Consider the following 22,062-nt stretch of genomic DNA (forward strand, 5'->3'; position numbering starts at 1 on the left):
TGCTTTCCATGCCTTAGTAGAAGAAGCGATAACGTGCATTCACCCTGACGAAGTTGGGGTTAATTGTTCTACCGTCGTTTTCTGCAATTCATTTGAGCCAGCACTGATATAGCTAAGTGCTGAGTGCTGAGTGCTGAGTGCTGAGTAAAAATCCAGTTTTTTCAGGACTTTGAGCAATCAACACTGTCCTAATTTGTGTGACTACGGCTATAATTGACAGTCCTTGCGTGACATACGGCAATGATGAAAAATAACGTCAATTGCATAGGCACAGCAAGTAAGCTTTTAAATTTAGAATTTCGGCAAGATTATGCTTTATTCTTGTGCATTACCTCCCAGAACACAAAGCGCGATCGCTTTTCATTACTTTCTGGTTAGTCTGCAAATAATCATGTAGCAAATCGCAACCCCGCGCCAGTAATTTATCCAGTTCGATGTCTGCTAAATCTCGGAAAATTACTGTGCCATTGCCACTACCCGCAGCCAGAGTCTTGCCGTCATGGCTGAAACTGACGCTGGTTAACTCATCTTTATCGCCTTTCAAAGCAATCAGCAATGTCCCTTCTCGGTTCCAAATCCTCACCTTGTCATCACTGCTAGCTGCCAGAGTCTTGCCATCGGGGCTAAAACTGACACTGATAAAACTATCGCCATCACCCGTGAGATTATCTAGCAAATTACCGTCTCGATTCCAAATCTTCACTGTGCTATCAATACTCACTGAGGCAATGCTTTTACTATCAGGCGACCAAGCAACCCCATTTACCCGGCGGCTGTGGCTAATTAAGGTGTATAGTAGTTTACCCTCTAGACTCCAGATTTTCACGGTTTTGTCATCACTGGCAGAGGCTAGCAACTTTCCATCTGGACTAAAGCTTACCCAATTCACCGCTTCTTGATGTCCCTGCAAGGTGTTAAGTAGTTTACCGTTGCGATTCCAAAGTTTTACTGTTTTATCTTTACTAGCCGAGGCAATTACTTGACTATCAGGCGACCAAGCTACACTCAAGATGGCGTCATTATGACTCTGTAAGGTGTTGAGCAGTTGACCGTCACCACTCCAAAGTTTTACTGTTTTATCTTTACTAGCTGAGGCAATTACTTGACCATCGGGCGACCAGGCTACACCCCAAACTTGACCCTGATGCCCCGTCAAGATACGCAGTAGCTTGCCATCACGACTGAAAAGTTTTACAGTTTTGTCTCGGCTTGCTGCTGCCAAGGTGCTATCGTCTGGACTAAAACTGATGCTAGTTACCCAGTCATCATTATCAGCTTTCGGCTTTTGCAATAACACATTGTCCCAATGCCAAAGTTTAATAGTTTTGTCCCGACTGGCGGAAGCAAGGGTGCGACCGTCTGGGCTGAAGCTGACACTGTTAACCCAATTATTATGTCCCTTCAGGGTTCCCAGCAGCACACCTCCAGAACTCCAGAGTTTGATTGTCTCATCAGTACTTGCGGAAGCGTAGGCGTAGCCCGCCGTAGGCATCGCGTTACCATCGCGGCTAAAACTGACGCTGGTAACTCCAGCACTATGACCTGATAAGGTTCGCAGTAGCTTCCCCTCGATATTCCACAGCTTGATTGTCTGGTCTAAACTAGCAGATGCAATTATTTTCCCATCGGGCGACCAAGCCACACTTTTGACTGCATCTTCATGTCCCTGTAAGGTTTTGAGCAGCTTACCATCGCGACTCCATAGTTTCGCCGTTTTATCAGCACTCCCAGAAGCTAAGGTTTGACCATCATTTGACCAAGCGACACTTAAGACTGCACCATCATGTAAGAGCAAGGTTTTGAGCAGCTTACCATCGCGACTCCACAGTTTCACTGTTTTGTCTGTACTCGCTGAAGCAATAATCTGGCCATCTGGACTGAAACTAACACTATTCACCACACCCTGATGACCTAATAAAGTAGCAAGCAGTTCACCCTCTCGACTCCAAAGTTTTATCGTCTTGTCTTGGCTGGCGGAAGCAATGATTTGACTATCTGGGCTGAAACTGACGCTATTAACTACATCCTCATGTCCCGACAAGGTTTTGACTAAGCTACCATCGGGAAGCCAGAGTTTAATTGTAGTATCTGCACTAGCTGAGGCAATTAAAGAGCGATCGCTGCTAAATGTAGCACTATTTACCCCAGATATATGCCCATCCAAACGGTTATATTCTCTTACCCCTGAAACTGCTTGATAAAGTGCCGTCTGTACTTGCTCTCTTGTATAGGAATCTACCCAGATTGTTTGTTGTAATTTTCTCCCTGCCTTTAAAGCTTCTTTTAAAGCATCAATACCTTTTTGCGAGGCAAAGAGGGCTTCACTGGATGCGCTGAGGGTTTTAATTTCGCTATCCACCGCTGTCACTATGGAAACACTTAATCCCAAAATGGCGAGAACAGAAGCGGTTAGGGCAATTTTCAGCGAACGATTTAATTGAGCTTCACTAAGTCTTTGTTTCTTTTGACTTTCTGCAAGTTTAGCTGTTAACTCTTTTTCTTTAAGTTCAGCTCGTAATTGTTCAATTTCTAACTGACTTAATTCTTCTCGCTTGTGTAATTCTCGCAATTCTGTTAATAAGTCTAATCCCTGTTGCGGATGAGAATCTACCAATTTAGAACGCTGGTTATTTTGACTAAGTTCGCTTTTGAGTCGCTCAATCTCAGCTTTACTTTGTTCTACTTTATAGCGCAACTGATTTAGTTGTACCTGTAAGCTCGATTCTTGTTGTTGCAGGTAGCGAATCAAGTCTACTAAATAATCGTGAATCAGTTGATAGCGTTCTGGTACATCAGGAAAGAGAACGACTAAACCGGAGCTAACTAAAATTTCTAATACTAACTCTAATTTTTCAGCATCTTCTAACTCTGCTAGCTGGGACGCTAACTCCGCACGAGTTTTAAAAGGTCGGTTGTTGCTTTCATCTGTTAATAAGTATAAGACAAGTAAGGCGGCTCGTTCATTTTCTGGGCCGCAGTCTTTGATCAGTTCCTTAATATATCTTTCGATCAGTTTGTTCGGTCTATATGGTTGATATTCTTCTAGTGTAGTAATGCGCTCATCTTGAATTTGCGCTCCGACAACTTGTAATTCAATGGGACGGACTTCTCCAAATTCTGTGGATAAATCTTCAATTAAAGCGTCAATTAAAGCGGGTTCTAAATTAAACTGCGATCGCTCCGTCAATTTTCGGATAATTGCTTTCGCATATTCAGGCGAAAAATTATTTAACTGGTAGCGGATATGCTTGTCGAGAACATTATTATTAATCGCTTCTAGTGCCGAGAGATGTTTAAAGTCTAATAACCGATGTAAATAATCTTCTCGCAAGGAAAGGATAACTTTGACAAAGGGTATTTTGAGGCAGTCACTAATAAATTTATCAAACTCTTGTTTTTGATTGCGATCGCTATAACCAAAGAAAAATTCTTCAAACTGGTCAAAAATTAAAACTGTAAGCAAATGGCGATCGGCATTTTCTTGGAGTTGCTGTAAAATTCCACCAATGGTAAACGGTGTGTCAGAGTAAGGTAAAGGCTCCGATTCAATGCCTGTTTCTAGCTGAATATCAGCGTAAATCGCCAGCGATGCGTCACTAGACATCGCCTCACTTAAAGATTTACCTAATTCCCGTGCCCAATCGGTATAAACTTGCAGTACCACAGGCACGGCTATTTGATCGCCAATGGCTCGATTTTGCAGCGCTGGAACTAAACCCGCCGTTACGGTGGAACTCTTACCCACCCCCGATTGACCGTGAATCACCGTCAGCTTTTGATCGGCGCGGCTAATTCTGCCAATTAAGTTATTAATATCACGCTCTCGACCAGAAGCCGCAATTTCTAAAGCAACGCTACTACTTCCAGAAGGTGACATTAATGCTGGGTTTGTCGCCTGTCTTTGAGGTTGCAAGCGCCCTGCACCAATAAAAGCCCGAAAACCATACTGCTGCTCAATAGAACGCCGTTTCTGTCGAATGTAATAGGCTTCTAAATATCGCCCTTCTTCAAAGTAGAGCGATCGCAGTCTCCGCAATAAGCGAATATAACGATGGGCATCGTATTGATGGGCACTGCTTTCTAAGGCCGCTGGCAATTCTTTTGTCGCCTTATCTAAGTATTCACGAGCGACTTCTAGCTCACCGACATTTCGCTGTGCTTTCGCCAAAACTAAATAGTAAATCTGCGCCAATAATAATGGAAATAAGCAGTTATAAGGGTCGTTCTGCTTTTGCGCCTCACCTAATTTCAGCAGTGAGACGTGTGCTAAGATACTTGCCTGTACCCACCGCGACTGCTGCACGGCTACTTGCGCCAGAAAACCGTAGTCACAAGCTAATTGGATTTGACTACCATAAGTTTGATGTAACTCCAGAGATTTTTGAGCAACAGTCTGCAATTCTTCCCACTCTTGCAGATATTGCAAAATCTCAGCGAGTTGATTAATAAATCCAGCAACTATATCTAAACGCCCAGCCACCTGCAAAATATTCAAGCACTGCTGAAAATAAGATTTAGCGGTGTACCAATGACGGCGGTTTTCTATTTGATTTTGCTCTGCAAAACGGCAATAACACAACCCAATATAAAACAGCAAGATTCCCTGTCGCAAAAGTAAGGGAGATGGAGGAGATGGAGGAGATGGAGAAGAAAATACTTCTTTATCCCCCTGATGCCCCTCTGCTTCCCCTGCTCCCCCGGTTACTGAGCGTAGTCGAAGTATGCCCCTCTGCTCCCCTGCTTCTTCTTTCTCTACTAACTTTTGCCAGACTTGCAAGCTTTGCTGAAAATGACTTAAACCTGTATTGATGCGATCGCTAATATAATTATCTAGACCAAAAACAAATTCTAAACTAGCGTGTAGTTCTGGCTCTAAGGTAATACCACGATTGTGCAACTCTCTAATAGCAAAGTGCAGTTCATAACTATGTTCCCAGACTTGCTCCACAGTGGAATAATGCTTTGCAACTTGAGGAGGTTGGTGTTGTGCAGCATTGTTTGGCAACACTGTAGCAAATAAAGAGTCAGTTTCCTGTTGCAGAAATTGCAGCAGTGATTGAGTCGTCATTTCAAACCGAATCGGTGTAGCCGCCCAACTAGCAAAATCTGGTGCTAAACGGACTACCTTTTGCAATATTTCTTCGTTCACCCATACAATCATCGGAAATGGGTGGCGTTTGCGAAATTCATCCCGAATATGATTAATAGACCTCAGAAAATCGTCGAGTCCATCTACTAACTCTAAACCCAAAATCATCAACGCCGATGGCGGATTAGCTTCGGTTAGCAGTTGTAAATGAATACTTGTGTAAAGACTTCTGGCATTATGCGGTAAGATTACCTTTTGAATATGGTGTACTCCTGAAGAAATTTCTTCGAGTCGTTGCAGCATAAGTTCTTGCAAAACTCGATAATTGCAGCACACCAAAACCAGGGAGAATTGACCGCTAGAAAGGGTAATTGCTCTCCCCAAACTCCGTAAAGCACGCTCATTAGCTGCTCTGATATCTACTTGTGCGTGTCGTTCAACCATGATTTAAACTTTTCCGTCTCTGCTAAAACTGGGTTGACGGCAAACCAAGCTCCCTGATGATCGCGGTATTCAAATACAAATAAACTTCGCAAGAGGGTGTGGTATTCTATATCACCTCTAACTCGTTGCTGTTGCACCACTTGAAAGATTAATTCCCACTCATGGGGGTCGATAGCGTTGGCTCGGTAATCCCGCTGTCTTTGAATTACCAATTCGACACATTCCCGCTCAAAGGGTGGATCTTGTTCTCGCAAACAGTCAAACAGTAAACCTAGTAAGTCGCGGACATGACCACCACTCATTAGGCACAATCGATCTAAGGTTTCTAAACTATCAAACACCTCTGTAATTAAGCCTAACCGATCGCTAGGTAAAATGTCTGGAAAACCTCTAGCTAGAACCATTTGCCGCATCATTGATAGCCCTTGGGGAAAAATCTCGCCAGAGCGTAAACGCACAGGTATCATCGGTAACATTTTTGGGGCAACTCCACCCCCCAAACGATGCTGAAGTTCGGCGCTATCGTTGGAGAAAGTCAGAGCTAAAGGAATCGTATAGACTACATGACAATTCAGTTTGCGTAACTGTTCGCCACGCTGAATAAATAAGTATTCTGGCAGCGATCGCCCCGATGGTAAAGGTCTAATTGCAACTCGATCCAAGTTATCAACAATTACCACCAATCCTTTTTTACCCCTGGTTTTGAGTTCTTTGTTGGCAGGTTCTAGTAATTCTTGATTAATTGACTGTAAAATATTTGCGGTTCGTGGTTCTAGATAATCTCTTAACCGCCGCCGCAATTGGGGACTTTCTTTTGTTTTAGCTGTAATTTTGGCAATCCCTACAGACAACTCTGCTTCTACCCCAACGTCAATTGGCGTCTGCAAGAAATCCACAACTTCACCAAACAACTTGGTAAAGTAGCGAGGCTTGAGCCTAATTTTCATCGCTTCTAGGCTTTCACTTACCTGTCCAGCGATCGCTAACAAAATATCAGTCACATCCACATCGGCCATTTCTAAGACATGGGTAGACTCAAAGTAAACTACATGAAATTGCTGCACTTCTAATTCAGCTTTGAGGCGCAACAACTCCGTTGATTTTCCACAGCCCAAATGTCCGGTAAATAGTTGACAGGTTGGTGTATCCGGCGATATTTTAGCAATCGTGCGCTGCAAAGCTTCGATAATTTTGCCACCCCGCACCGCAGCAAAATCGATATAGTACCTGCGATCGCTAGCGTTTCCTATAATTAGAGGTCTGCTCGGATTGCAAGCCTGATAAAATCTTTCTAAATCTAGGAGCATAACTAATCAAGTTCACTCAGGAATGGGGATGCAAAAATTTACTAAATAAATATATTGATTTTAGGTAGTTTATGCCTTATTCTAATCAAACTATTAACTAAACTAGCAGCATTCAGGATAATTGATTATATCTATGTTCGATATAGCACATATTAATGGTGATGTCTTAGTTAAAGTAAGCAAAAATACTACTATAAGTACAAATAGCGAAAATATCTAAAATTAAATAAGGTACTCTTATGAATATTAAAAATATCCAACATAAAAAAAGGTACTGTTAAGTACAATTTTGTCGTTCTCTTGAACTCATCATCAGCTTGATTTATTAACAAGCTTTCGTTAATTTTACAAAAAAATCATCTACAATCCTTACAGCATATCGCTTTTAAGAAAAACGTTGGTTAAGTCAACTTGAGTTCAGAGTCACTTTTTAACTAGATTTTGCTTCTCGTTCTGAAATCAGCACGATTTTATTGATGAAAATATGATTTTGTTGATGAAAACTATAATTTTGTTGATAAAAATATGATTTTGTTGATGAAAACTATAATTTTGTGAATGAAAATCATGATTTTGTTATGAAAATCATGATTTTGTTAATGACAGCCTTTGCATTCAGAGTGACGACCTCTGAAGTATTGACAACCAGTAATCTAAAGCCCCATTGAGTATAAAATTATCTTGTCATGTAGCCGATCGGGCAAAATATGCTTGATCAGCGCTCCAATTTTGGCATCCTGTCCAACAAGATAGCGTGTCTTGGGTTTTTTTGCAGTCAGCGCATGGACAACAACTTGAGCCACAATATCCGCAGAAATTCCCTTAGATGCGATCGTCTGCATTTTCTGGCGGACAATATTCATTGCTTGTCCGTAGAGATGTTGTGCCGTTTCGGGTAGATCCTGCTGTGCTACTTCAGATTGACTTAGGGACTTATCCCAAATTGGGGTAGCAATAGAACCAGGTTCAACAATTGAAACCGAGATTCCCCAAGGTCGTAACTCCATCCGCATCACATCAGTGAGTGCTTCCAAAGCAAATTTAGAAGCATTATAAGCACCCAAAAACGGTGTAGGACTCCTACCAGCAATGGAACCCATATTAACAATTCGACCCCGACTTTGGCGTAAAAGACCAAGAAATGCTTGTGTCACAGCTAATTGTCCGGTGACATTAACCTGCATCTGGTGTTGAAATTCAGCGATCGCTAATAATTCTAACGGCCCAGGAACAGCAATTCCGGCATTATTCACTAAACCTAAAATCCCCGCACCACCAACTGCATTTGTTACCATATCAACCGCAGCTGCGATCGATTCAGCATCAGTAACATCTAAAAAAATTGGAATCAGCCTTTGTGACCCTTTCTGTTTAAGTGTCTGAGCGTCAACATCTTGACGTACTCCAGCAAAAACAGAGAAGCCCAATTGGTCTAAAAGCAAAGCACACGCTTGACCAATTCCTGTTGAGGCTCCTGTAACCACTACTGTACGTTGATTTTCTACAACCATTAATTTTCTTTGATGATGGGGCTGCCGTAATTACAAATTACGAATTAGTATCAATAGACCTGACTTGAAAATAAGGCAGGAGGCAGCTGTGCTGGAGGCAGCTATGCTGGAGGAAAAGACATTTTCATTGCTCCTTGTGAGCGCAGCTCATGGAGTCTTTTGCAAAAGTGACTTTTGCTTTCCGGTTGGGGAAAGGGTAAGAAGAAATTCCATCCCTTTCCCCTTTACCCCTTACCCTTTCCCCTTTACCCCTTACCCTTTCCTACCCCTTACCCTTTCCCCTACAAATGCCAAGCAGTCTAATCTTTGCAAGTGCCAGCACGAAGGCAATCTTCGGCTTGGTCATCTCTAGCCGATATTTGCCACGGTAAGATGCTGAACTGAGCTTTTGTACTGTAAGCAATTACAGCAGCTATTGTGGGATACTGGTTTTTAACAATTGTCACGTCGCTACTAGAAGTATTGCCTAGCTCAACATTGTAAAAATAAACAGGCAATGCCATGAGGGCAATGCAAATTATCCGGTTCATACCCAACCTCAGTTAACAATTTCCGATTACCATCTGTATAGATGCCACCTTGACGAACCGGATTTTTAAAACTGAGTATTAAATGTTGATATTGTGCTAATTTACTCAGTGCAGTGGTCTGTCAAGTTTAAATTGATGGGTAAGCCAGTTCGTAGTCAGGACTTTAGTCCTTCATTTTCTAAACACTGAAGTGCTTACTTACAAACTCATCAGAATTAATCGGACAGACTACTACCCGCAGAGACATGATTTATAATTTATCGGTTCCAGCCTTTTTTATTTTAGGTTAGGCATTGCCTACAAGATGTCTTCCTGGTAACTTATGCAGATGCAAGCCCAAAAAACAGGACAAAAAACCCACAGTACCCAAAAACATATCTTAGTAGCTGCATTCCCCAGATAAAATAATGAAGAGTGCTGAGTCACCAAAATGGTCGATGACCGACAAAAAAGATACAAACCCATAAATAAATTTAGGGGATTGTTAATTTTGAATACTTCGACACCGCTCAGTACAAGTTTTGAATTTTAAATTCGGAGCGAAGCGACGTGACGCCTTCACAAGACGTAGATACTGTAAACGTTCCTAACCTCGACCCAGAAGGATATGGCAACTTAGACACCGATCCTCTTGATGAGTTGCCTGGTGAAGTCGAAATGTCCCTTTTCGACCATCTAGAAGAGTTGCGACAGCGCATTTTCTATTCGTTGATTGCCGTAGCGGTGGGTATTATTGGCTGTTTCTTTGCCGTTAAGCCGATTGTCCAGTTACTTGAGGTTCCAGCACAAGGAGTAAAATTTCTCCAACTTGCACCTGGAGAATATTTCTTTGTCTCTTTGAAAGTTGCCGCCTACACTGGCATCGTACTTACTAGTCCTTTCATTCTTTATCAGATTATCCAGTTTGTACTTCCAGGACTGACTCGCCGGGAACGCCGTTTACTGGGGCCTGTGGTTTTGGGTTCGAGTGTACTGTTTGGAGCAGGTTTAGTATTTGCCTATTTACTTCTTATCCCCGCAGCCTTGAAATTTTTCATTAGCTACGGAGCAGATGTAGTTGAACAACTTTGGTCAATTGATAAATATTTTGAATTTGTGCTGCTATTGTTATTCAGCACAGGTTTAGCATTTCAAATTCCCATCATCCAACTGTTGCTCGGTAATTTGAACATTGTCTCGTCAGAACGGATGGTTTCTGGTTGGCGTTACGTGATTATGGGAGCAGTGGTTTTAGGAGCCGTCCTGACACCTTCTACTGACCCCTTGACTCAAAGTCTCTTAGCAGGAGCAGTTTTAGCGCTTTATTTCGGTGGTGTGGGACTGGTGAAGCTCACGGGGAAATGACATAGGAAAAAAGTAAAAAGATTTTCAATCTTAGTTTGTGAGCAAATCTTTATCCAAGCCCTAATGATTCGTAATTCGTAATGAAACCGATAGCGCAGCATTAGCGACTATTTGAGCGTCGAGTCAAAGTCCCCGAGTTTCAAATATCGTACCGTTATGGGCAGGTAGAGTCTAAATTTTTATCCATAACGTAATTACGAATTACGAACTGTTAATCTATGCCAGAGATCGTAGTTAGGTAACTATTTATCAAATAGAGTTAACTATCTTTCCTTAACTCAAATAGACTTTTCCCATTAGCAAGAGGCAAGGCATAAGCTATCTCACCTAGCTCGTCTCTCTCTGTGCCAAAAAACGTAGCTCGATGTTCAGGAGTGATTAGCAACTGAGTTGTTTTAGGAGTTGATACTAAACTAATGGATATCTCGACATAACCCCGCAACTCAAAATTTGCTTCTTCTCGAAGTGTTTTATTAGTAGCATCTGGTTGCAGAATAAATAAGCCTGTATCATTAGCATTGAGGGGAAATGTAAAGCGTGACTTTTTTATCTCTCCTTTAGAGTCAACAGAGTCAAAATCACTGCTTACAGGGCCATCTATACCAGTGGTATCTAGACGAGTGAGAATTTTGTCAGGCTCTAGTCCGGGCGTTCTGGTTGTAACGACAAGGGCCAGAGATACAAGTTCATTAGTGACATTAGCAATCGTCAGGAAATAGCCCTGGAGAACTGTTCTCGCTAGTGGGCTAAGTTCAGGTCTTGTACTTGTAATGCTCTTTGGAAGTTGAGGCTTCAGAAGAATTTCAAATGTTGAGATAAAAGCCATTTGTTTTTTCCTTGAAAACGTGTATTTTTTCTTACCTTGCCAATAGGTAAAAGGATTATACAGGGCATTATGGTATTTTTGAATAGAAAATACTATAAAATACTCAGAAATTTATTAATGTTAATGCAATAATCGGTCACAATATCCATTCCGAAGAACGTTCGCCCAAATCTAGAGGGATGCTAACAGCTTTACCAAGCCGTGGGCGATCGCGTGTTTGGGCAATAAAAGTTTGTACCTGTGTTGATCCACCCAAGGCATGAAGATAATTGGCAATGGTATCGAGATGTTCTTGGTACTCCGCCTCGCTCAAGGGAAAAGAAGCTTGCTCCAGATATTTCCACATTACTTGCAAAAATATCTTTCCCTGTGCCCGTCGAAACTGGACATCGTAAGAATATCCCCACTTATCAAGCAACATCTGGCGTAATTCTTGTCCTGTCATAGCTTTTCTCAATCAGATTTTACATTTAGTTATGATGTTAAGTTCCGTGACTCCAGTATGATAAGGATATAAAGAAATGTAATGCTAACAGAAAAGATGCTTTTTATATCTTGGAACAAAGAAGTATGGCATCGTTGTGAGCGCTAGCATTTCGACTTAGACAAGAGTTGCTCAAGTATTAGTACTTTTGTCAAAATGCTTAACAAAATACACAAAGAGCGCGTAGATTATGGCTCAATTTTCTGAATCAGCAGACGTGCCCGATATGGGGCGTCGTCAGTTCATGAATCTGCTCACTTTTGGGACTGTCACTGGAGTAGCTCTGGGTGCATTGTATCCCGTTGTCAAGTACTTTATTCCACCAGCAGCAGGTGGCGCTGGTGGCGGTACAACAGCAAAAGACGAGCTAGGTAACGATGTTAGCGTCACTAAATTTCTCGAAAACCGGAATGCAGGCGATCGCAACCTAGTCCAAGGACTAAAGGGAGATCCTACCTATATTGTGGTAGACAGCAAAGAGGCGATCAAAGATTACGGCATTAACGCCATCTGCACCCACTTAGGTTGTGTCGTCCCTTGGAACGTTGCTGAGAACAAATTCAAGTGTCCTTGTCATGGTTCTCAGTATGACGAAACTGGTAAAGTTGTTCGGGGCCCAGCACCTCTGTCTTTGGCTTTAGCCCATACCAGCGTCAACGACGACAAAATCGTTTTAACCCCTTGGACTGAAACCGACTTCCGCACAGGTGATGCACCTTGGTGGGGTTAATCAGTGCTGAGTTATGAGTGCTGAGTGCCGAGGGAGTGAAGAAGCAGAGGGGCAGAGGGGCAGAGGAGATAATCTAACTCCTAACTCAGCACTCAGCACTCAGCACTCAGCACTCAGCACTAAGTACTCAGCACTCCTAATGACCAATGACTAATGACTAATGCAATTGTCGCCCTTATAGAGATGAGAAATGTTTTCCTAACAGCGAGGTTAACTCGCAGTGCTAGAGCGATTGTAAAAACATTGCTCATAGCGATCGCTACTGTGACATTTTACTTCACCAGCGATCTAGCCCTTCCCCAATCAGCTGCCGCCTATCCCTTTTGGGCACAGCAAACCTATCCCGAAACCCCTCGCGAACCAACAGGGCGAATTGTTTGTGCTAACTGTCACCTAGCCGCCAAGGTTACAGAAGTGGAAGTTCCCCAATCGGTGCTACCTGACACTGTATTCAAAGCTGTGGTGAAAATCCCCTACGATCTAAGCGCCCAGCAAGTTGGTGCCGATGGTTCTAAGGTAGGCTTGAACGTCGGTGCAGTACTGATGCTACCCGAAGGCTTTAAGATTGCTCCTGAAGACCGTCTTTCCGAAGAACTTAAAGAAGAAGTTGGCGACACTTTCTACCAACCCTACAGCGAAGACAAAGATAACGTCGTCATCGTCGGTCCTTTACCCGGTGAACAGTATCAGGAAATCGTCTTCCCAGTTCTTTCTCCCAACCCTGCAACCGACAAAAACATCCACTTCGGTAAATATTCAGTTCACGTAGGTGGTAATCGGGGACGCGGACAAGTTTATCCCACAGGCGAAAAGAGCAATAACGCTGTTTACAACGCTTCCGCTACTGGCACAATTACCAAGATTGCCAAAGAGGAAGATGGAGACGGTAACGTTAAATATCTAGTTAACATCCAACCTGAATCGGGTGATGTTGTCGTTGATACGATTCCTTTAGGGCCAGACCTGCTTGTTTCCGAAGGGCAAGCAGTTAAGGCTGGTGATGCTTTGACCAGCAACCCGAACGTCGGTGGATTCGGTCAAACAGATGCAGAAATCGTACTACAAGACGCTTCCAGAGTCAAATGGATGATTGCGTTCATCGCTCTTGTAATGTTGGCTCAAGTTATGCTGGTGCTGAAGAAGAAGCAGGTTGAAAAAGTTCAAGCTGCCGAGATGAATTTCTAAATTCTTTACTAAATCATTCTTTGTAGGACAGGCAGGTTGCCTGTCTTTTTTATATCTTATGGTTCTATAAAACTCAGAACAGCAGCCTGTCGCAGACAGATGAGGTACAGATAATCGTAGGGGCACAACATGTTGTGCCCCTACCCATCTACTTGAGAAGTTTAAACAGTCAACGGCTGCAAGTTTTCAATTGCTGCTTGCTCATTGGTTGATTGCTTGACTCTATTGAGCCATTTTTCAGCCTTTGAGTAATTATCCTTTTGTACCTGTTTGATTGCTTGCTGGAAGTGTAATTGCACACCCCAAACATCTGCATGGAAACGCTTCTCTTTCTTCATCTGCTCAAAGAATTCTACCGCTTCAATGTGAGAGAGTTCGCCAACCGATTTGGCGATCGCCATAAACACCTCAAATACATCATCTGCCATCTTGGCATCACCACAGACGTAGTAATTACATTGCGGATGATTTAAGAAATGCCAGAGTTCTTGAGCTTTTTCTGCCATCAAGCCTTGAACATAGACTTTTTTATCTGTTAAACGCGAAAAGGCAACTTCCAACCCAGTTAGCACGCCTCGATGCTGCCAATTGCCAAGTTGTTCACCATAGAGAAAGTCATCATGATTGCGGCAGCCGAAGTATAAGCAAGCATCTCCAAGCTGTGTTCCTTGGTTCTGTAAGGCTTCACGGTATTGGAGAAAGGCAATTAGAGGTGATACTCCCGTACCTGGCCCCACCATCAGCATTGGCGCTTGCGGATCGACTGGGGGACGGAAGCCAGAGGTATGAACACTAATCCGCACCCTTGAGCCGGGTTCTAGTCCCGCTAGGTAATTGGAACAAAGCCCTTGCCGCACTTTACCTGCGTCAGTTTGAATTTGTAACACCCCAACTGTAATTTGAATTTGTTGGGGATGCAGAAGTGGACAGGAGGAGATTGAGTAAAGACGTGGCTTTTGCTTCGGTAGTTGTTCCAGCAAGGCTTCTAAAGTGATAGAGGCAGAGGGGAATTCATCAAAGAGATCAACAACACTCATGAAGTTGTCCGTAATCGTTTTCTTGAGCGTGATACTATCGGGATGCTCCTCTCCTTGCCGGAGAATTTCTAACCAAATTTCCAAACGTTGTTTGTCTTGAGGATTTTGTGCTGCTGTGTATAAATAAGCTAGCAGTTCGTTCAACGGTTCTCGCAAGGACAAATCGAGTTCTTCAAACAACAGGTGACCAACAGTTGTAGGCACTGCAACAGGCGGCTGGTCTTCCGTTGCTGTCCCATCAGATGTAGTATATTCCGCCGTGAAGTAGGTATCAGGAGTAACACCCATACGCTCGCACAAACGATTTACGAGTTCTGGCGGATTGCCAGGATGTACGGCAACGTGGTCGCCTGTTTCGTACTGTAAATCTGTCTGAGAAATATCGAAGACGAGATAGCGAGTGGAACGGCTGCCAGGAATCACTTCTTTGAGCAGTTCATCATTGGTAATTAATGGCACTTCGATGCCTCTATCTCCGCTTATGGCTATGGGGGTAACGGTTGCAGCTTCTGCCGCACTCAAGAATTTCACCGTTAGTTTTGCTGTAGCGGCGGTTGTGGCATTACCAGATGTTTCATCTGCACCTAAGACGCGAGAAATCAGTCCCAACCACTGTTTAAAAGTATCAGCTTGTCCCTTGATTTCATCGCCTTTATGTAACGGTACAACACAATTTGCCCCTGCCTTGGCAAGTGCCTTATCAACTGCAATGCCAGCTGCACAAAAGTGTTCATATACAGTGCTACCAATCCCTAAAATAGAATAATTTAAACCATTAAGGGAATCCGCAGGTTGTTGCTTTAGGCGTTGGAGAAATTGCTTACCGTTACTTGGCATTTCCCCATTACCGAAGGTAGATGTGACAATTAATAGCAACTTTTCAGAGGCAAGGGTATCAATACTATATTCATCCAGTGCCATGACCTTAGGACGAAATTGTTGCAATTGTCGTGCGGCTTTGCGAGCAAATCCTTCGGCGGTTCCTGTCTCTGAAGCATACAAGATGAGAATCCGGTCTTGCTTATCTGAGTCCTCATCGGCAACAGTAATGAATTTATCTAGATTGATGTCGTCTTCGACTGCCCAGCGATCGGCAGCATGATGATAGGCAGGTTCTAGATAAAAATCGCGCATCTGGTGATGCCATACCGGACACGCACTACCACCGGCGGCGGGGACAACCCAGCCCCAGTCACCAGGACATTCACGCCCTGCTTTCTTCTCGCGTAAGTCGTGAGTCAAGAACTGACGCGAGGCTGTTTGGTGGTCTACCATCGTTACCTTCGCTTTTTGGAAGGAGTAAAGGATGGCTATGTTGAGTTCCAAGGCGACGCGATCGCGCCACAGGGTTTGCTCGGAACTGGTATCTAATTTGAGGACTTTGGCAATGTCCTCCATCATGTTATAACGGTACTCGTCAAGGAAATCCCGCATGATTTCTGTGCCCATGTACCAGCCATTAAAGGGAGTGCAACCATAGGTAATGCCGCCAATGTGGACGGAGAAGTTGCTAATAGCCGGAATGGCATACCAGCGCATACCCAATGACTTCAATTCTGGAATGCTGGGATGCTCGATTTCTACTTCCAGCACTTCCTCTTTGTTCCAGTGATACATCTTCGGTTGCTGACCGGCAGCTTCAATCACTAGTGGGAGAATATCGTAAGCTGTGGGTGTTTCTGGTGGTTGCCAGCCAAATTTGATAATCGCATTGGTCAATTCCAGGTTGGCTGGGTCACCCAAAATGCTGCCATCGGGTTGCTGATAAGCGGCATAGCGATATAACTGGGAATTCCAAATCCGATGTCCCCAGCGTTCTTTGGGTTGCTTGGGACGAAAGACAGTCATGGTAATTTGCAGATTGCCGCCGTTAGTGGCAAAGCGGACGTGTTCTCCTAGTTCGCGGAACATTTCATCCGGGTCGGTAACGTGACGGCGATCGCGTACTACCATATTATTCCAGGCTATTCGCCCCACACATTTGGAAGCATTGCGCCAAGCTACTTGCGCCCCATAAGCTAGTTCTTCATAGGTGTGTGTATAAGTACCTGTTGCTTTGACTTCCTCTTTAATTTCTTGCCATCGCCGTTCCTTATCCTCCAGTTCCCAAGCTTGCTCAGATGCGATTAACTCTAAAAATTGTTTGGCTTTTTTCAATAATCGTTCTTCATTCAGCTTGGGCAGCTTAATGACGTTGATCACTCGTTCAATTAACGTCACCCATGCCTGGCGCACTTCTGGCGTAAAATCGGGGATATGCCGTTCCATTAAGGCAATCATGCAGTCTGTAATTGCTGGATAGGCACAGGTAGGTACATCTGCACTACCATGTACTTGTCCCAAAAAGCGTAGTTCGCGCAACATCTCATCGCTACTACCAGCTTTGAGGCAGTTGACCAAAAATTCTAGTGCCTGGAATAAGTGCAGCGAAAGATAATCCATGTCTGCCCGTCCAAAAATGGGCAGCACAAACGGATATTTCTCAAACAGCATCTGGTAGAATTCAATTCCCATCTGCTGCTTGTTTTGGCTCATGATTAGCCAGGAATCTGCCATTTTTAACAATAGTTCTGCTGGTAGAGCTGCTTCATAATGGCGAATCGCATTTACCATCGGCAGAATCACATGGGTATTGAAGAACTTGTAGAGAGCAGAGTTTGCGCCTTTCTTTAGCTCCTCGCGATCGTATTCTTCCAAGTAGGGAATCGACGGCAGCATCCACATCCAAATCTGGCGTGCTTTTACCCAATGATGAGGACGCATTCCTATATCTGCAAAAAACTTGCCGTACTCTTCAACGGTCTTGAACCCATGCTCTCGTTCTGGTGGCACACCCATTAGGGGTTCGCCAATGATATTTTGAGTCTCTGGTTGCAGTTGGTGAACACAGCAGTCAAACAATTCATAGAAAAAGTCTGCCATGCTGTCGATCGCTTCCCCAAACAGATATTCCAAGTCTGGTTCTTCCAGCAACAAACGCTTGAAAAACTTTTCCATCTGGAGTTCTTTCCAAGCTCGCAGTTTGTTCCATGCGTCTTTTACCAGTACTTCCTCTTGTAGGGTTAGAGAAGTGGGTTGGGGTAGTTCAACCTCAGCATTGCCATTATTATCTTGACGGCGCAGCGATCGCATCCCATTTTGTCTGCCAAATATAGTAACAGTACTGCTATCACCTTCATTTATGCTTTGCGTTAGTCGTACTTTTAGCTTTAGCTGTGGTGCCTGACTCCAGGTTGTAATGGGAAACTCTAGATCCGCATTAGAGTCTCCCTGGAAATATTCCTGTGTTGCAAATGTAACGGTTTCAGCCTCTTGCCAAGGATTAGTAATATCTCCTTTTCGATAGCAGAGTGTGATAGAAATTGTGCAGTGACCCTTATTCTTCAACTCTACCAACCAGTTGGGCTGCATTCGTGCAAACAAATCTTTCTGCAAAAAAGTCTTACCATCGTTAGACACAAAATGCACACGGCATTTATACTTATAGACATTAGAAACAGGAAAGTCAATGGCAGAAACTTCATTTAAATGAATAATTCGTTGATTATTATGATAATTTTTATCGTGCATGTTGTGAAGATTGGAAAAGCAGTAATTGAACTAGGCGTTAGCAATTAATTATAAATAATATAATCCAGGCTAAGTAATTCATTAGGTTTTAGAATAAATATAGTAAGTAGGCGAAAAAATTTATAAGTATGTAACAAAAACTTAAGACATTAGAGTGAAATTTTACACGTCGATTCATGTAATTTCCTCGATCTCTCCTAACTTTAACTTCATCCAGGAGGACATAGGCAAGGTCTAACTCATCATGAAATATTTACCTAGATAGCTTATCTTTTTTTAACTAATATAGGGTGGCAATACCCACCCTATTTATTTTTTGTGAGACTATAGCGGACGGTAGACGCGATAGTTGATTTCCGGGAAGATATTATCCATTAACTCGACTTTTTCCAGCCAACCGCTGTCAATTTTGCCGATTTTAACGTCTTCGTAGAGCTTATTAAACCGCATTAGGTGCGATCGCGTCCTTCTAACTGCATAGGGTACCATCGTTCCTGTCCGCATAATAAATGCCCAGTCGGAAGATTGTGCTAATAACAATTCCCGCGCTGCTTGGTTCAATGCTTTTTCCCCCAACTCATCTTCTGGCTCAAGTTGCGAGATTTCAATCATCCGTTCAGCAGCTTTGTGCAAATGCGGATAAACCCAGGCGTTCGTCTCATTCAACCAATACTCGTGGAAACCCTTGAAACCCCAACTGGACTGTGAAGGACGACAAACTTGCTGTGTCGGCTGCTCTCGCAAATAGTCTGCTAAATGGGTCATTCGATATGTTCCTTGGTCATACCACGACTTGCGGAATAGGTAATCAATGAACCAAGGACCTTCATACCACCAATGTCCAAATAACTCTGCGTCATAAGGCGAAACGATAATTGGCGGACGCTGCATTATACCATAGAGATGCTCAGATTGCCGCTCTCGATTATACATAAAATTAGCGGCGTGTTCTGCTGCCTTTTCCCTAGCCCAATAAGGATCGTAGAGCGCCTTATCTGAGAGACCTAAGCCCCGCCCCGTAATTTTGTGATACTTAATACCCGTATTTTTCCGCTGGCCATTGGGCATGATGTAGGGCTTGATGTACTCATATTCTGCTTCCCAGCCCAAATCTTTGTAAAATTCTCGATATTCTGCCGCCCCAGGATAACCCACTTCAGAAGACCATACCTGTTGGGAAGATTCATGATCTCGACCAAAAACAGCAACACCAGTTTCTGTATAAATTGGGGCATAAGTGCCAAAGCGCGGCCGGGGACGAGCGTAAAGGATGCCATGCCCATCAGTGAGGAAATAGCGTAACCCAGCATCAGCTAGCATCCGCTCTAAACCTTCATAGTAGGCACATTCCGGCAACCAAATGCCTCTGGGCGCTTGTCCAAAGGTTTGCTCGTAATGTTCGCAGGCTACCTGAATTTGCGCCCACACTGCTTGTGGATACATTTTCATCAACGGTAAATAGCCGTGAGTAGCGCCGCAAGTGATGATTTCCAGGTTGTTACTGTCTTGGAACTTCTTAAAAGCTGTCACCAAGTCACCGCCGTAGCGTTCCCATAGCTGACGCGCTTCGCTAAACTCAGTCGCGTAATGTTCGGCTAAATAACGAAGATGCCCGTTGTTGACATTATGTTCTACTTCTAGTGCTACAAGTTCTTCTAGTTGAGCTAAGTGTGCTTCGTAGCGTTCTTGAAGCAGAGGATCGCGAAGCATTGACACTAAAGGGGGTGTCATACTCATCGTGATTTTAAAGTCGATACCGTCTCGCTTTAAGCCTTCAAATACTTTCAATAAGGGGATGTAGGTTTCTGTGATGGCTTCATAGAGCCATTCTTCCTCCAGCACGTAGTCACTTTCCGGGTGACGAACGAAGGGCAGATGTGCGTGGAGTACAAGCGCGACGTAGCCGATAGCCATAGTGATTTTGGGGTGATACTTGTAAGTTGAAGGTCGAGAGGTTTGGCAGAAATTAACAATATTTTAAGACTTTATGGGGATTGTAAGAATAGTTTTCAATTGAGTTAATTACAGTGCTTGTGAGGACACAACATTTGTTATGCTTCCATCGCCTTTTGTTGTTAACTAGTTGTAATATCTACTTATTTGTTTATTGTATAATTCTGCACTGAAAATATTTATTCTGGTTCAAGACCTTTGCCTTGTAAGCGTTCTGCCAATTTTTCAGCTAACTCGCCTCAAAAATTCAAGGTAGTATAGCATATGGCCTAACACCCCTGCTCCAAGTTTATATTTCTTCACATAAATTGAATTTTGATCGTCGACTTATTCAATTGTGGATTTGCTTCTTCTCTCGGCAATATTCTGGCTTAACGTGCGTTTCTGTAGGAGACTCACATTGGTTTAAAAAAACGTCATTTATAGCTGAGTTTTCCGAGAAATGTGGCAGTATTTTTTACTTTCTAACTTAGGTTCGTATTGACTTTGCCTTTTAGCTAGCTAGTTGGTGCAGCTGAGTTTGATGAGCGATGCCTACGGTGGTCACTGAGCCAAGCCGTTCGCGCAGCGTTTCGTAGAGAAGTGCGGGCTACGCCTACCCTAGAATTATGCAAAAAAACCCTGAACTCGAACGCCGAAACCTGGTAACAGTGGTGATGTGATTTCGTCATCAGCCAACAAGGTTGCGATCAGTTTTAATTGGGCAGTTTCTCGGCGATAAACTTCTAGCTGCTGTAATTGCCAATTTGCAATCCAATATTCTTGGACTCCTGTGGATGAATATAGTTTTAGCTTGGCTTCTCGATCTCTACGTTCGTTAGTTGTCCCAGGAGAAAGCACTTCCACAATCAGTTCTGGCGCTCCTCTCAAATGCCCTTCATCATCTAGCAATTGTGCTAAACGCTCATGACTAATCCAAACTAGATCGGGTATGACATTATCGGCATCTGTAAAAATTATGCCGGGAGTTGTAATAGGTTCACCTAGTTTACTGGAACGAGACCAAATTTCTAATTCTAAATAAATATTACCACCAGTTCGCTGATGTCTCCAGTGAGGCGCTCTAGTCACAAATAGCTCTCCGTCAATAATCTCATAGCGCTTCCATTCGTCAGTTGTGAGTAATTCTAAGTCTGAGGTTGTCCAACGGACTTGATCGGATATTGTTTGGTTCATAGCATTATTTTTCTATAGCTAGTTTAGAGATAAAATTCTATTGTTAGAATATTTGCCCAGGATCGATACCTGCGGCTCGTAAACGTTCTGCCAATATTGCAGCCCGTTGACGTTCTTGTTCTAATTGTTGGTTTGCTTGCTCTAATTGTTGGCTTGCTTGCTCTAATTGTTGGCTTGCTTGCTCTAATTGTTGGCTTGCTTGCTCTAATTGTTGGTTTGATTCTTCCTCTGGCAACATCACCAACTGTCTATCTGGTGTAAAGAAGCGTAATTTGCCCAAATATACTGCCAAATACAGCCCTAACTGCTGACTCCACAACCAACCCACCTCAGTGGGTACAAGGTCTTGATATTGCCCATCAACTAAGTGAAATCCCTGTAATTCTAAGTTATTTGGGTCAAACCAAAAGTAATCTGGAGTACGAAATGTATTCTGGTAAATTTGCTTTTTTAAACCTTTATCAACCGAGGCAGTAGAGTTAGATAATAGCTCAATAATTACATTGGGATATTTACCATCTTCTTGCCACACAACCCAGCTTTTACGGTCTTTTTTCTCTGTATCTAAAACCACAAAGAAATCAGGGCCTCGAAATTCTTCTGACTTTTTCTGGTTGGGACTGAAATAGATCGTCAGGTTGCCGGTAGCATAAAAATCCTGACGATCGCGCCACCACCATTTAATCAGGCGGATAAGCAAATCAATTTGTTCGCGGTGTAAGTCAGATTCCAAGGGGGGTTCGTCACTAAAGATATCACCTGGTGGGAAAATTATACTCTCAGTGACATCTTCTAAACTAGCGGTGGCAGCAAGGGGCTGAGACATACAAGATAGTTTTTTATGTTTGTCTCTATGCTATCGTGACTAACCTTTGC

Annotated in this window: 14 protein-coding genes; 4 read left to right on the forward strand and 10 right to left on the reverse strand. The window is 43.2% G+C overall.

The genetic code is table 11. The features are described from left to right. Positions 1 to 328 precede the first annotated feature (328 nt). From RMY27_RS28015 to RMY27_RS28030, 4 genes are all read right to left on the reverse strand, one after another. A complete protein-coding gene (locus tag RMY27_RS28015) occupies positions 329 to 5,533 on the reverse strand; it encodes an eIF2A-related protein (protein WP_322668123.1) in 5,205 nt (1,734 codons plus the stop codon). Further along, the gene (locus tag RMY27_RS28020) at positions 5,509 to 6,840 is read right to left on the reverse strand and encodes a P-loop NTPase fold protein (protein ID WP_322668124.1); all 1,332 of its coding nucleotides are present in this window, start codon (positions 6,838 to 6,840) and stop codon (positions 5,509 to 5,511) included. The genes RMY27_RS28015 and RMY27_RS28020 overlap by 25 nt, the downstream gene beginning before the upstream one ends. 653 nt (positions 6,841 to 7,493) lie before the next feature. Beyond that, entirely contained in the window at positions 7,494 to 8,351 is an 858-nt protein-coding gene (locus tag RMY27_RS28025; protein ID WP_322668125.1) for an SDR family NAD(P)-dependent oxidoreductase, read from the reverse strand. 299 nt (positions 8,352 to 8,650) lie between these two features. After that, positions 8,651 to 8,881, reverse strand: coding sequence for a hypothetical protein (locus tag RMY27_RS28030; RefSeq protein WP_322668126.1), 231 nt, complete (start codon positions 8,879 to 8,881; stop codon positions 8,651 to 8,653). Positions 8,882 to 9,430: 549 nt separating this feature from the next. Between RMY27_RS28030 and tatC the strand changes: the two genes are divergently transcribed. Beyond that, positions 9,431 to 10,225: a twin-arginine translocase subunit TatC gene (gene tatC / locus RMY27_RS28035; protein ID WP_322668127.1), complete on the forward strand. Its 795-nt coding sequence runs from the start codon at positions 9,431 to 9,433 to the stop codon at positions 10,223 to 10,225. 259 nt (positions 10,226 to 10,484) lie between these two features. On the opposite strand, the gene RMY27_RS28040 is transcribed toward tatC, so the two are convergent. Then, positions 10,485 to 11,051, reverse strand: coding sequence for a hypothetical protein (locus RMY27_RS28040; RefSeq protein ID WP_322668128.1), 567 nt, complete (start codon positions 11,049 to 11,051; stop codon positions 10,485 to 10,487). Positions 11,052 to 11,187: 136 nt separating this feature from the next. Next, a complete protein-coding gene (locus RMY27_RS28045) occupies positions 11,188 to 11,496 on the reverse strand; it encodes a DUF3067 family protein (RefSeq protein WP_289797432.1) in 309 nt (102 codons plus the stop codon). Positions 11,497 to 11,725: 229 nt separating this feature from the next. Here RMY27_RS28045 and petC point away from each other — a divergent pair, with 229 nt between their 5' ends. The 3 genes from petC to petA are packed head-to-tail and all read left to right on the forward strand — an operon-like array spanning position 11,726 to position 13,450. Next, positions 11,726 to 12,265 carry a cytochrome b6-f complex iron-sulfur subunit gene (petC, locus tag RMY27_RS28050; protein ID WP_289797433.1) on the forward strand — a complete coding sequence of 180 codons (540 nt, stop codon included), beginning with the start codon at positions 11,726 to 11,728 and terminating at the stop codon, positions 12,263 to 12,265. Between the two features lie 13 nt (positions 12,266 to 12,278). Next, a complete protein-coding gene (locus tag RMY27_RS28055; RefSeq protein ID WP_322668129.1) occupies positions 12,279 to 12,419 on the forward strand; it encodes a hypothetical protein in 141 nt (46 codons plus the stop codon). A gap of 29 nt (positions 12,420 to 12,448) precedes the next feature. Further along, positions 12,449 to 13,450, forward strand: a complete 1,002-nt coding sequence (gene petA, locus RMY27_RS28060) for a cytochrome f (protein WP_322668140.1) — start codon at positions 12,449 to 12,451, stop codon at positions 13,448 to 13,450. A gap of 161 nt (positions 13,451 to 13,611) precedes the next feature. Here the strand turns inward: petA and RMY27_RS28065 are convergent, their stop codons facing one another. The 4 genes from RMY27_RS28065 to RMY27_RS28080 all read right to left on the reverse strand — a co-directional run bounded on the left by RMY27_RS28065 (position 13,612) and on the right by RMY27_RS28080 (position 22,012). After that, a complete protein-coding gene (locus RMY27_RS28065; RefSeq protein WP_322668130.1) occupies positions 13,612 to 18,057 on the reverse strand; it encodes a nitric oxide synthase oxygenase in 4,446 nt (1,481 codons plus the stop codon). A 324-nt stretch (positions 18,058 to 18,381) separates the two neighbouring features. After that, the gene (locus RMY27_RS28070) at positions 18,382 to 19,971 is read right to left on the reverse strand and encodes a glycoside hydrolase family 57 protein (RefSeq protein WP_322668131.1); all 1,590 of its coding nucleotides are present in this window, start codon (positions 19,969 to 19,971) and stop codon (positions 18,382 to 18,384) included. Between the two features lie 645 nt (positions 19,972 to 20,616). Continuing rightward, the gene (locus RMY27_RS28075; protein ID WP_322668132.1) at positions 20,617 to 21,186 is read right to left on the reverse strand and encodes a Uma2 family endonuclease; all 570 of its coding nucleotides are present in this window, start codon (positions 21,184 to 21,186) and stop codon (positions 20,617 to 20,619) included. 43 nt (positions 21,187 to 21,229) lie between these two features. Continuing rightward, entirely contained in the window at positions 21,230 to 22,012 is a 783-nt protein-coding gene (locus RMY27_RS28080; RefSeq protein ID WP_322668133.1) for a Uma2 family endonuclease, read from the reverse strand. Positions 22,013 to 22,062 lie beyond the last annotated feature (50 nt).

Source organism: Nostoc sp. DedQUE09, assembly GCF_034530915.1.
Classification (GTDB): domain Bacteria; phylum Cyanobacteriota; class Cyanobacteriia; order Cyanobacteriales; family Nostocaceae; genus Nostoc.